Raw genomic sequence first — 12,970 nt, 5'->3', positions numbered from 1 at the left:
ACTAAGGAACTGGCACCACATTAAGGATATTATCAATAATCTCTTCGGCAGTTACATTTTCTGCTTCTGCTTCGTAGCTAATTCCGATTCGGTGACGTAAGACATCTTTCGCCATCGCTCGAACATCATCCGGAATGACATATGCTCTTTTACGTAAAAAAGCATAAACTTTAGATGCTTGTGCTAAATTGATAGATCCACGTGGAGATGATCCAAAGGAAATCATAGGAATTAATCGATCTAATCCTACACGATCCGGAAAACGAGTCGCATGGATAATATCTAAGATGTATTTTTCAATTTTTTCGTCCATATAGACTTGCTTCACCATTTCACGGGCTTCTAACAATTCTTGAATCGAAATGACTTTTTCGACTTTCGGAAACGATTGATTGATTGAATTTCTTAAGATTAAACGTTCATGTTCTAGTTCAGGATAAGTAATCACCGTCTTTAGCATAAAACGGTCAACCTGCGCTTCAGGCAAAGGATAAGTTCCTTCTTGTTCAACAGGGTTTTGTGTCGCTAAAACTAAAAATGGATTATCTAAACGATACGTTTCGTCACCAATTGTTACTTGCTTTTCTTGCATAGCTTCTAGCAAAGCTGATTGTACTTTTGCTGGTGAACGATTGATCTCATCCGCTAAAACAAAATTGGCGAAAATTGGACCTTTCTTAATCTTAAAATCGTTTTCCTTTACATTGTAAATCATTGTACCCACCACATCGGCTGGTAACAAATCGGGTGTAAATTGTATACGAGAAAAAGAGCCGTCAACAGCATCAGAAAGCGTTTTAATAGCCAACGTTTTTGCTAATCCTGGTACACCTTCTAATAAAACGTGTCCATTTCCTAATAAACCGATTAATAAACTTTCGACCATTTTTTCTTGGCCAATAATTGTCTTATTAATCTCTGAAGTTAAGCGAGTAATACTTGAGCTTTTTGCTTCAATCTGTTCGTTGAGTTGTTGTATATCCAAAATTTCGTTGAAATTTATTTAGTTCGGTTTGATATTCAAATTTCTTTAAAATTATGGACTATGTCTAAGTTTAAACAATAAAAATTTATTGATTTTATGTTAAACTTTGTTAAATTGGAAGTAGAATATTCTAATGTTTGAATAAATACCTAATAATTATACATTTTATTAAGGATTTTCAAACGATCCGTTTATTCTTATTCCGGTATAGAAAGAGCTGATGAAATCCCATTAGATTAATCTTAAATGTTGCCGTAAATTTGCACTCCCAAAAACCAAATTTTCCTCTTATGTTTAAAAGTCTAGTTTTAAGAACAATAAATTCTCAATTTATCGTCTATCTTTTACGATGCCTGATCGGTTTTATGATTGGATGGTTACTTCTTCTAAAATTTACGGAGTTTGATTTATTTTGGGCACTGCTTTCTATTATTCTAGTTATATCACCAGAAGAGAATCAGGCCAAACAATTAACCATTGATCGATTTAAATCTAACTTTTTAGGTTCATTATCAGGTTTAGCAGTCTTCTTTATTCAGGTCGAACATGTTTATAAAGTCATCTTAGGAATCATATTAACTTGTGTTTTGTGTCGAATTTTTTCATTACTCAATGTGGCACGAAGTGCAATTGTTGCTTTACTAATTATCGTTGTCGAACACGGGACTGAAGATTTTATGACTCCTATTTTACGTTTTTCTACAACAGCTATTGGTTGTTTTATCGGATTAGGAGTAACGTTAGTTACTTCTGCTATAATTCAGGAAATTAACAAAGATTTGAGTTAAAAATTTGAGTTACGTTTGAGCGGATTATGGAATAAATATTTTAGTTTATTTCATAAAAACAGCCTAAAATGGCTGATTTAGGTATAATAATTGTTTATAACTGATTAAAAATACAATTATGAAATTATATACCGCAATTATTGCTTTATTGATTAGTATATGTTCGTTTGCTCAAAGTAACGTAAGAGTTTCAGCAAACATTAACTTGGGAGATGTTGTACATGTAGATACAAGACCACGTGTTCATCACAGACATCATGCACCACCTCCACCACCAAGAAGACATCATCACTACAAACCAAAGAAATACCATCACCGTGCAAAAGTGAAACCTCATTATAAACCTCATCACAGACCACACAGACATCATTAATAGAATTAAAGGCTTTAAATTGTAAAGCCTTTTTTTATGCCTTGTAGGGAATAAAATAGCGTCATAGATGTTTATTTGACGTGTTTACCGACACTTTTTGCCGGTTTACCTCATTCTTTTTTGAGAGAAAAATTTGTTTCGCACCTTTGAACCAAGAAATAAGAATAAGATCATCAACGAATGATTTTAATTAAAAAAGTAGAACATACAAAAACATAAAATTATGAAACAATTTTTCGCTATCGCAGGTTTATTCGCTGTATTAAGTGTATCAGCTCAACAAAGACCAGAAAGAAAATTAGTAGATCCAAAAGCTAAAATGGAAATGCAAAAGGATCACCGTTTTGATCACAAAAAAGTGAAAAAACAAAGACCATCTGCTGAACAACGTGCAAAACATTTTGATCGATATGGAATCTCAGCAGCTCAGAAGAAAAAATTACATGATTTATTCGAGAGCAGAGATCGTGAAATGAAAAAAGAGTTTGAACGTCGTGGAAAAGAGATGGCCAAATCTAAAAAAGAGCATGAAAAAAGAAGAGCTGATTTTGACAAAAAAATCGAGAAAATTTTAGATAAAAGACAGTATGCTCAATATAAATTAGATAAACAAAAACGTTTGGATAAAAAAGATAGTTTAAAAGGGAAAAGAGCTCAAAGCCATCCACGTTTTAAAGGATAAAAAATGATAGTAAATAATTTATTTTTTTATATTCAAATTTAATCCATTAAATTTCAATAGATTAACTTAAAATAAGCGAGCCATTCGGAATCGAATGCTCGCTTATTTTTTGTGTTTAAGCGTTTTTAAGTAATTTTTGGTATGATATTTTCTGTTGTTCCAATAGATTTAGAAATTTTTCAAACACTTGATATAAAAGAATGAATGTTCTTTTTAACCAACCTCAATCTAAACCAACAACCTTAAAGTCGAAAAAAGCGAGCTAACCACTCGCTTTTTTTATTTTATTCTTCGGCCATTGCCTGCCACTTCCTATATCGATTAATCATGAAATAAAATACGATAACTACTACCATTGGATTAATGTACGTATACCAATTCAATAGTTCATCCAATAATAGCAAGTCAGGATGATTATACACATCATAACGACTATATGTTGGATCTTTTAATAATTCGGCCTGATAAATCATTTCTTCTTTTATTTGTCGATAGCATCCAAAAAGGATATACATGATCACAAAAGAAGAAATTAACCACCAATTCATAGTCATTCCAGTAATTACTTTATTTTTATTCTTGGATAATCCATACCAACTAATCACGATAAATAGGATATAAAACCCTAACGTTATGATGTAGTTCGAATACTCACTTATTCCAAATAGACTAAGTGTAATTCCCATTCCTCCTCCAATGATAGATAAGATTCCTAAGCCAATCCCACTCATCAACCAGACTTTAAATGAACTTAATCGGAACATCATGATGATAAGTGCTACAACTAACGCTCCGGTGATGTAATGAATAAAATCTTCATAAAAGGAATAGGTATATTTTGAATATCCAATGTTCTTGTAGATTTCGATGAATGTATCCATATTGACATAATCGCTTTTCTGGTTTTTCACTCCATCCGAATAATGAGGTTGCGAAAGATTTGAATGGATAAAATAATAGGGCGGCTGATAGACATGATCAATCCATGGTTTCTCATTAAAACGATATCCGATTTGGTATTGATCGAATTTGTTTTGAACAGTTGTTAATAACATTTCAATCTGCTGCTTATCATTGGATTGTAAAAGTTTTATCAATTGCTCATCATAGTATTGGTGTGTTTTTTCGGGCTGAGAAGGAACTTCGAATACACGCTTACTATAATTATATATGCTATACATCTTCGGCGCATCACTTTTCTTTTCAAGATCGTCCGCAGCATCCATGACCACCATATCCGGAGCATAGGTTTCTTCGACATAGTGATTTGTATTTATTTCTTTATAATGGTGATAATTTTGGTCAAAACGTAAACCAGACGGTTGATATACTCCCGATAATTTTCGATACAATAGAATATTATACTCTTCATTACGAAAATACGGCTCTAAAAATTCTTTGTAACCATAATTATTTTTTGTGACATACTCATTTTTACGTTGTGTGTACAATTGCAATACTTCTTGTGCACTGACTAACGAATCAAAAATTGGAACAGATAAATTTCTGGAATGATTACTATATCCATTTTGATCCTGTAGGGCAAAAGGCATCGCTCGATTAATTAAATCCACATCTTCTTCATAGGCTTCATCTGAAATAAAATGAGAAATTCGAGTATGCACACCCGCTGAAAACACATTAGGAATTGCAGCAAATAGCATGATAATACCAAACACACCCAAAAATTCTTTGAAGATATAATTTCTGCTCGTTGGATATTTGGATTTGAAACGGTTGTTTTTAATATAATAGTACAACCAAATAATTAAGATGATCAGTATAATAATGAAGTAATAAAAAATGTATAACTCCGAATAAAAGATTGTCTTAAAATTATTATTTGTAATTAACGTGGGTTTGCTGTAATGGAACCATCCATTCACGAATGCAATAATATTAAATAGTATTCCAATCAGAACCATCCAAACCAATTTAAGATTCCAGATGAGTGGGTAATGGGTAATTAAATATTGATTTATTTTTTTGAACATAGTAATAAGGTTAGTTGACAAAGAATCGACGACTTGAAGTTGAAATATCTCGGATATATTTTACTTTTAGATCTGAATTTCCTATCGCAATTAAAATATGATTTAAAGTGATTGATTCTTCAAAATAGGCGATATATGATCCTCCATTGAATTTTAAACTTTGCATTTTTAAATGTTGTAAGGCTGTTGATAACTCCTCTTTCGAATTGTCTACATCAATTTCAACAATAGTTTTATTGGAAGATGCTTCCGTTTGATCTTCTTGATATCGAACGACTCCATGTTCTAGAAAGATCACTTCCGTCGAAACTTTTTCCACTTCATACAATTGTTGAGAACTCAAGATCACACCAAATGGATTCCGAATGGATTGGGATAAATATTTTAAATCTTCCAAAATAATTTGTTGCGCCATTATATCCAAATTGGCCAACGGTTCATCCAACAAAAGTACTTTCGGACGACGAAGTAAAGTTCTTGCTAATTCGAAGCGCATCTTATAACCTGATGAGAGTTGACGCCATTCCAAATCCTTATATTCCCACAACCCCAAACGTGCCAACATCACTTGAGCAAGTAATAAATTTTCTTCCCCTTTGATCTGATACGAACTTAACGTGAACTGTAAATTGTTCATTAAATTCCCATATAATTCTTCGATGCGTTGTGGAACAAAAATTAATTGTGACTTTAAGTCAAAAGAAAATGGTTCGTGCTTGCTGAAAAGATATTCAATTTTTCCACCCGTTGGTTTCAATTCTCCTGCAATAAGTCGGAGTAAAGTGGTTTTACCATTTCCGTTTTCTCCAACTAGTCCAACAACTTCGCGCGATCGCAAATCAAAACAAACCGGATGAAGTTTAAAATTTCTGCGATGATAAGCTTTTTCAACATCTTCTGTTCGAATTAAAATTTCTTCTTCCGAATAAGTGGGAGGTGTTGTTTGTTTTAATTCTTCTAATAGGTCTAAGGCTTGAGATTTTTTCTTTTCATCAGAGGTTTGTTCTGTATAATACAGATCTGAATAAGCAATTATTTTTTTATAAAAGTGTAAATCGCCCAAATCTAAAATTAGGTCGATTAATCGTCGGTACCCCAAGTTCAAATCTTGTTGATGAATGTGGTTTTCGACTTCGTTAATTCTGTGTAGAAAGATATTCATTGGTTTAGATCTTTCATTTAAAACGGCAATCCTTTCATTTTGTTTTAAATGGCTCGTTACCAATATTATCAATGAACATCTTTGGTTATCAACAGTTATTAACAATCACTATTCATAACCTTTTAATTTACTGAAAATCAATTGTGTTTTATTAACAATTCTGACTATAAGGAATAAAAAAAGTCGAACCGAAGTTCGACTTTATGGATATGATTTTAACTTATTTTTTTCTATTTTAAAATGGCAGCTACCCCTGGTAATTCTTTTCCTTCCAAAGATTCTAACATGGCTCCACCACCTGTTGAAACATAACTTACTTTGTTATCGTAACCAAATTGTTTCACAAATGCGACAGAATCACCACCACCAACTAAAGAAAAAGCACCGTTTTGAGTGGCCTCAGCAATAGCATCACCTAAAGCGACTGTACCTGCAGCAAAATTTTCCATTTCAAACACACCTAATGGACCATTCCAAAGAATGGTTCTTGAGTTTTTAATGACCTCTGCATTTTGTTTTATAGTTTCTTCAGCCACATCCATTCCCATCCATCCCGCAGGAATTTCTCCAACCGCAGTAATTTGTCGTTGGGCTTCGTTATTGAAATCATCTGCAATCACATTATCAATGGGTAAATAAACTTTAACGTTATGTTTTTCACAAGCTGTTAAAATTTCTTTGGCTAACTCTAGTTTATCATCTTCTACTAACGATTTACCAATTTGGCCTCCATTCGCTTTAACGAAAGTATAGGTCATTCCACCTCCAATAATCAAGTGATCAATTACAGGTAAAATGTTGTTAATAATCGTGATTTTAGAAGACACTTTTGCCCCCCCAAGTATTGCAGTAACAGGCTTTTCACCATCTTCTAACACTTTTTTTATGGCTGTTAATTCTTGTTCCATTAACAATCCAAAGCATTTGTTCTCTGGGAAAAATTCAGCAACTATTGCAGTAGAAGCGTGCGCACGATGAGCTGTTCCGAAAGCATCATTCACATAGATATCACCAAAAGCAGCTAATGCTTTCGCAAATTCATGATCTCCTTTTTCCTCTTCTGCATGGAAACGAACATTTTCTAATAATAAAACTTGGCCTGGTTTTAGATTCTCTACTTTTTGTTGAGCATCAGGACCAATTACATCGTCTGCTACAATGATTTCAGTTCCTAAAACTTCAGAAACTTGATAAGCGATATGTTTTAAAGCGTATTTATCGTTAAATTCTCCTTTAGGACGTCCCAGATGGCTCATTAAGATGACTGCCCCACCATCCTTCAAAATTTTTGCGATCGTTGGCTCAGCGGCTCTAATTCGTGTATCATCGGTTACCTTTAAGTTTTCGTCTTGTGGCACATTAAAATCCACACGGATTAAAGCTTTCTTGTTTTCAAAGTTGAAGTCGTTAATTGTTTTCATCTTGTTTTGAATTTCTGTTTCACAAATGTAACTAAACTTCAAAATGTAGCCTCAATTTTCCATTTTAGCTTTTCAACGATTCACACATATAAACATTAATAATAATTAACTTAAATTTTAAATTTTTAAAAAAAGAAAAATATGTTGCTATTATTAGCACTGTTAATATGTGTATAACTAAAACAAGATAAATTTTGTTTAACTTCTATTAACAGCTTATTATTTGTAATTTTGCTTTAGAATTAAAGGGTTATCTCTTGTATCAACAACTTATTAAATTTGTTCATAAACAACTTTTGTGTAAAAGTTGATTGCTGAAAAGTATTAATAATGCTGTGTAAAGATTTCATGCCAAAATGAAAAGTTTTACTTGACTCGTATTAAAATATTTTTAATTCGAATTTTGAATCACATTTCCAAATTTTTTGTGGCGAAACTTATTAGAATTATTAATCGAAATCTTAACAAGTTGTTATTATAGCTTAATCTTTGAAATTCAACACATTAAAACAAAAACATAAAAAACAGTTGTTAATAGTATGAAAATAGTAATTGGTTCTGACCACGCAGGGTATGAATATAAGGACAAATTAGTGGCCTTTTTAACAGGTAAAGGATTTGAAATTCAAGATGTTGGACCGTTCTCAACAGATAGTGTTGATTACCCTGATTTTGCACACGCTGTAGCGCAAAATGTAGAGGAAGGAAAAGCAGAGTTTGGAATCTTACTTTGTGGAAGTGCACAAGGGGTAACCATGACAGCGAATAAACATCAAAAAATACGTGCTGCATTATGTTGGATGACAGATATCGCTGCATTGGCTCGTCAACACAATAATGCCAACGTATTAACCTTACCGGCACGTTTTATTGCCTACGAATATGCAGAACAAATTGTCGATACCTTCTTATCGACAGCATTTGAAGGAGGACGTCACGAAGCGCGCGTGAATAAAATCGCTTGTTCTTGCTAATTGAAAATAAAAAATAGACGGATATTATTCCATTCAAAGGCTAATTCGACTGAATTAGCCTTTTTTCATGGTTTATTTTACTCCTTTTATTAAGGGAATAAGTTTAAAACGTAAACTACGAGTTGTTTAACTTGTTGATAAATTTTTAATAAATGAATCAATTTGTTTAATTATGAAATCTTTTATTTAAATCCATTTTACTTTTGACATCAGAAAAATGAAAATGATTTAATTATTAAAGAAAGAGAAATGAGCAGAGCATTATTATTAAGAGAACAAGCCATATCATTTGTTAAGGATCAATTTGCAACACATTTGCAACACCATCTTAATTTAATTCCAGTATCTGGACCATTAGTGGTTTTAGATGGGACAGGTATCAATGATGACTTGAATAGTATTGAGCGCCCTGTAAAATTTCCGATTAAATCATTAGGGGATCAGAAAGCGGTTGTTGTGCATTCGTTAGCAAAATGGAAACGTATTCGATTGAAAGAATTGGAATTAGAAGCGGGTGAAGGGATTATTACAGATATGAAAGCTTTGCGTCCAGATGAAGATTATTCGCCTATCCATTCGATTTATGTTGACCAATGGGATTGGGAAAAAGTCATTTTACCTCAAGATCGTCAGTTGGATTATCTACAAGCGACTGTACGTTCCATTTATGATGCCATGCGTATTACCGAAAAATTGGTAGAAGAACGATATCCAAAATTAAAAGCGGTTTTACCAAAAGAAATCAAATTTATTTCTTCAGAAGAATTGTTGCAATTGTATCCGAATCATACCCCAAAAGAACGTGAAAATGCAATTGCAAAAGCGTATGGAGCCGTTTTTATTTATGGGATTGGAGGATTGTTAACAAATGGTGAATATCATGATTCTCGAGCTGCAGATTATGACGATTGGAGTACAGATAATGCTGCTGGTTTTCAGGGATTAAACGGTGATATCTTGGTGTGGAATCCTGTGTTAGAACAAGCGTTTGAATTATCTTCCATGGGAATACGTGTAGATAAAGAAGCTTTATTAAAACAATTGAAAATAAGAAATTCATTGGATCGACAAGCATTGTATTATCATCAATTGTTATTAAAAGATCAATTAACAGAATCCATAGGAGGTGGGATTGGACAATCCCGTTTAGCCATGTTTATGCTAAAACGAAAACATATCGGAGAAGTACAACCAAGCATTTGGGATGGAGAAACTAAAAAACAACTTATAACAGAAGGTATCGAATTATTATAGCGTTTTAAAAAGAGGTTTAATGAGAAGTTAAACCTCTTTTTATTTCTTTAAATCCCCGAATATTGGATGTTAATAAGTGTAGAATAAGGGTGTTAATGCATTTATATTCAATGATATTACGGTGTGTATAACTGGATGATGTAAAGGGAAAAGGTATAAAATATTTTTTGGCTCAATTTTAGCATTATGCTACAATGTATAACAATCATTTACTCAACCGAAGTAGATACTTCCTCGCCAATAGGTTATACTCCGCAAAAGTTATCTTACCTTTGCGTCGGTTATGTTATTAAGGTTATTAACATCTTATATGAATATGTTATTATTTGATTGAATTCTAATTTGTTAAGGTGTTGATAGAGAAATTAAATTTAGAGTGATATCATGAGATATCAGAGGAAAAAACAAATTATGCCAAGAAAGAATTTTAAAAATAATAAAGCTTCAAAAAAAGAGAAAAACATCACCAAATATACCAAAGCCATCATTGAGGTATTATTTCAGAATCCAAAGAAAGCTTTAAATTATAAACAAATATCAGCGGCAATCGGGTTAAATAACCGTATTGAAGTTGAATTATTAATTAAAAATATTAACGTTTTATTAGCCGATAAAAAAATCGAAGAAGTAGAACGTGGTAAATATAAAGTCAACGCGACGAAAGACTACTATGTAGGTACTGTAGATTTAACGTCTTCGGGAAGTGCTTATATCATTGTAGAAGATTTTGAACAAGATATCTTTGTACAAAAAGGACGAACAAAAAATGCTTTACAAGGCGATGAAGTTCGTGTCTATCTGTACCCTAGAAAACGACAAAGTTCAAAATTAGAAGGTGAAATTGTAGAGATTATTCATCGTAATAAAACGGAATTTACAGGAATTTTTGAGTTAGGGAAAAATGGCAATTTTGGTTTTGTCGTGATGCAAAACGGAAATCATGATTTCTTTATTCCTAAAGAACGTTTTAATGGTGCAAAACCGGGTGAAAAAGTGGTTGTTCGTTTATCAAACTGGCCAGAGGGTTCTAATTCTCCATTTGGTGAAATCATCCGTGTGCTGGGTGACCCAACAGAAACAGATGTTGAAATCCATGCCATTTTATTGGAGTATGGTTTACCGGCAGAATTTCCTGCTGAAGTAGAAGAAGAAGCCAATAATATTGATACGCGTATTACGGAAGAGGAGGTTGCTCGTCGTCGTGATATGCGTGATATCACAACATTTACCATTGACCCAAAGGATGCCAAAGACTTTGATGATGCTTTGTCTATCCGTCAATTAGAGAATGGGAACTGGGAAATTGGTGTTCATATTGCGGATGTATCACACTATGTTCGTCCAGGTTCTTTATTAGAAAAAGAAGCGTACGAGCGTGCTACATCAGTTTATTTAGTAGATCGCGTAGTTCCAATGTTACCTGAAATTTTATCGAATGTCGCTTGTTCATTGCGACCAAATGAGGATAAATATACGTTCTCAGGGGTATTCGAAATGGATGATAATGCCCACATCGTCAATACGTGGTTTGGACGTACAGTAACTCATTCGGACCGACGTTTTACTTATGAAGAAGCCCAAGAAATTATTGAAGGTGCAGATGGGGATTTTAGAGATGAAATCTTAAAATTAGATGAATTAGCTAAAATTATGCGTGCCCAACGAATGAAAGTGGGAGCCATTAACTTTGATAAAATTGAAGTTAAATTCAATTTGAATGATGATCATAATCCAGAAGGAATTTTCTTTAAAATCGCTAAAGACTCCAATAAATTAATTGAGGAATTCATGTTGTTATGCAACAAAAAAGTTTCTGAATTTGTGAGTTTGGATAAAAAAGGAAAAGAGAATGGAAATACTTACGTTTACCGTATTCACGATGATCCAAATCCTGATAAATTATTGGATTTAAAAAAATTCATTCGCCAATTCGATTACGAATTAGAGGTAGGAGATCGTAAAACAACTATTCAATCCATCAATAAGTTGTTAGCAGATGTTAAAGGAAAACCTGAAGAAAATATGATTGAAACTTTGGTTTTACGCTGTATGGCAAAAGCCAAATATTCCACAGAAAATATTGGACACTATGGTTTAGCATTTGATTATTATTCGCATTTTACATCACCTATTCGTCGTTATCCTGATATTATGGCGCACCGTTTATTACAAGATTATTTAGACGGAAAAAAATCACCAAATGCAGACACTTATGAAGAAAAGTGCAAGCATAGTTCTGCCCGAGAAAAAGTGGCTTCAGATGCTGAACGTGATTCTATTAAATTCATGCAAGTAAAATACATGGAGCAATTTGTAGGGGAAACATTTGATGCTTTTATTACAGGAGTTCAAGAGTATGGATTATTTGTTGAAATTCCTGAAACACGTTGTGAAGGTTTAGTTCGTTCGCGTAATATGGAAGGTGATCATTTCTTTTTCGATGATAAAAACTATGCTTTAGTTGGACGTCGTACAGGAGTGAAATATCAATTAGGGGATCCAATTCGTATTAAGGTGGTGAATGCTGACCTGATGAAGAAGCAATTAGACTTCGAAATGGTAGAGGATTAATATGTCGAGATAAAGTATTATCTTGCAGCCCTTAAATCAAGTTATGGAATTAATTTTATCAGCCATACTGATTGGTTTTGTTCTGAGTACAATTTTAATAGGTCCTGTTTTCTTTTTATTGATAGAGACCAGTATTAGAAAAAGTTGGAAATCAGCGGTTACATTGAATTTAGGAGTAATAGCGGCCGATATGTTATGTATCGCAGCGGCCTATTTTGGGAGTAAAGATTTTGCAGACTATGTGACAACTCATCCAAAATTCTATCGCATATATATTATCGCAGGATTTTTTGTAATTATCTATGGGATATTTATGTACTTTTCAAAACCAAAGTTGCACTTAGAGAACGACGAACAATTAGTAAGCAAAAACTATTCACGTACCTTTTTTAATGGGTTTGTGATGAATCTTTTAAATATTGGAGTAATCGTATTTTGGTTTGTAATCGTATCATCAATTATGATTAAGTATCCAGATCCAAAAGATTTTATCCTCTATATGGGAGTCATATTAATTACCTATTTTTCAATTGATTTGGCCAAAATTTTCCTTGCAGGAAAATTACAGAAAAAAATCAATGATGAAATGGTTTTTAAAATCCGAAGAGGAGTCGGTATTTGTTTATTAATTTTCGGAATTATCATCTCTTTGAAAGGGTTTGGTTTCTTCAAAGAAATTGACAAAAAAATAGAGAATCAATTGATTCAACAAAATGATTAAAATAAAATCAACATAAAAAAAAGCCATTTCAAGCGAAATGGCTTT

At 32.9% G+C, this 12,970-nt stretch carries 11 protein-coding genes; 7 read left to right on the top strand and 4 right to left on the bottom strand.

Annotated features, from left to right (window positions below):
• Position 1: 1 nt before the first annotated feature.
• The gene (locus AC1QSP_RS09995; protein ID WP_322971434.1) at positions 2 to 985 is read right to left on the bottom strand and encodes an AAA family ATPase; all 984 of its coding nucleotides are present in this window, start codon (positions 983 to 985) and stop codon (positions 2 to 4) included.
• A gap of 290 nt (positions 986 to 1,275) precedes the next feature.
• On the opposite strand from AC1QSP_RS09995, the gene AC1QSP_RS09990 reads away from it, so the two are divergent.
• The 3 genes from AC1QSP_RS09990 (at position 1,276) to AC1QSP_RS09980 (ending at position 2,828) form a co-directional block, all read left to right on the top strand.
• Entirely contained in the window at positions 1,276 to 1,773 is a 498-nt protein-coding gene (locus AC1QSP_RS09990) for an FUSC family protein (RefSeq protein ID WP_322971435.1), read from the top strand.
• A gap of 118 nt (positions 1,774 to 1,891) precedes the next feature.
• Positions 1,892 to 2,146: a hypothetical protein gene (locus tag AC1QSP_RS09985; RefSeq protein WP_484078571.1), complete on the top strand. Its 255-nt coding sequence runs from the start codon at positions 1,892 to 1,894 to the stop codon at positions 2,144 to 2,146.
• A gap of 223 nt (positions 2,147 to 2,369) precedes the next feature.
• Entirely contained in the window at positions 2,370 to 2,828 is a 459-nt protein-coding gene (locus tag AC1QSP_RS09980; protein WP_484078570.1) for a hypothetical protein, read from the top strand.
• A gap of 284 nt (positions 2,829 to 3,112) precedes the next feature.
• On the opposite strand, the gene AC1QSP_RS09975 is transcribed toward AC1QSP_RS09980, so the two are convergent.
• From AC1QSP_RS09975 to AC1QSP_RS09965, 3 genes are all read right to left on the bottom strand, one after another.
• Positions 3,113 to 4,822, bottom strand: coding sequence for a hypothetical protein (locus AC1QSP_RS09975; RefSeq protein ID WP_484078569.1), 1,710 nt, complete (start codon positions 4,820 to 4,822; stop codon positions 3,113 to 3,115).
• A gap of 10 nt (positions 4,823 to 4,832) precedes the next feature.
• On the bottom strand, positions 4,833 to 5,984 hold the full coding sequence (locus AC1QSP_RS09970; protein WP_484078568.1) for an ABC transporter ATP-binding protein: 1,152 nt from the start codon (positions 5,982 to 5,984) through the stop codon (positions 4,833 to 4,835).
• Between the two features lie 230 nt (positions 5,985 to 6,214).
• Complete coding sequence (locus tag AC1QSP_RS09965; protein WP_484078567.1) at positions 6,215 to 7,405, bottom strand: phosphoglycerate kinase; 1,191 nt, start codon at positions 7,403 to 7,405, stop codon at positions 6,215 to 6,217.
• 539 nt (positions 7,406 to 7,944) lie between these two features.
• Here AC1QSP_RS09965 and rpiB point away from each other — a divergent pair.
• From rpiB to AC1QSP_RS09945, 4 genes are all read left to right on the top strand, one after another.
• Positions 7,945 to 8,379 (top strand): ribose 5-phosphate isomerase B, encoded by a 435-nt coding sequence (gene rpiB, locus AC1QSP_RS09960; protein WP_322971442.1) that lies wholly within the window; start codon positions 7,945 to 7,947, stop codon positions 8,377 to 8,379.
• Positions 8,380 to 8,628: 249 nt separating this feature from the next.
• Positions 8,629 to 9,633, top strand: coding sequence for an aspartate--ammonia ligase (gene asnA, locus AC1QSP_RS09955; protein WP_484078566.1), 1,005 nt, complete (start codon positions 8,629 to 8,631; stop codon positions 9,631 to 9,633).
• A gap of 411 nt (positions 9,634 to 10,044) precedes the next feature.
• Positions 10,045 to 12,204 (top strand): ribonuclease R, encoded by a 2,160-nt coding sequence (gene rnr / locus AC1QSP_RS09950; protein WP_484078565.1) that lies wholly within the window; start codon positions 10,045 to 10,047, stop codon positions 12,202 to 12,204.
• Positions 12,205 to 12,247: 43 nt separating this feature from the next.
• Positions 12,248 to 12,925: a LysE family translocator gene (locus tag AC1QSP_RS09945; RefSeq protein WP_484078564.1), complete on the top strand. Its 678-nt coding sequence runs from the start codon at positions 12,248 to 12,250 to the stop codon at positions 12,923 to 12,925.
• Positions 12,926 to 12,970: the final 45 nt, after the last annotated feature.

The organism is Faecalibacter sp. (genome assembly GCF_057177045.1).
The sequence above is the reverse complement of the archived record's forward strand: the minus strand, read 5'-3'. Positions and strand labels throughout refer to the sequence as shown.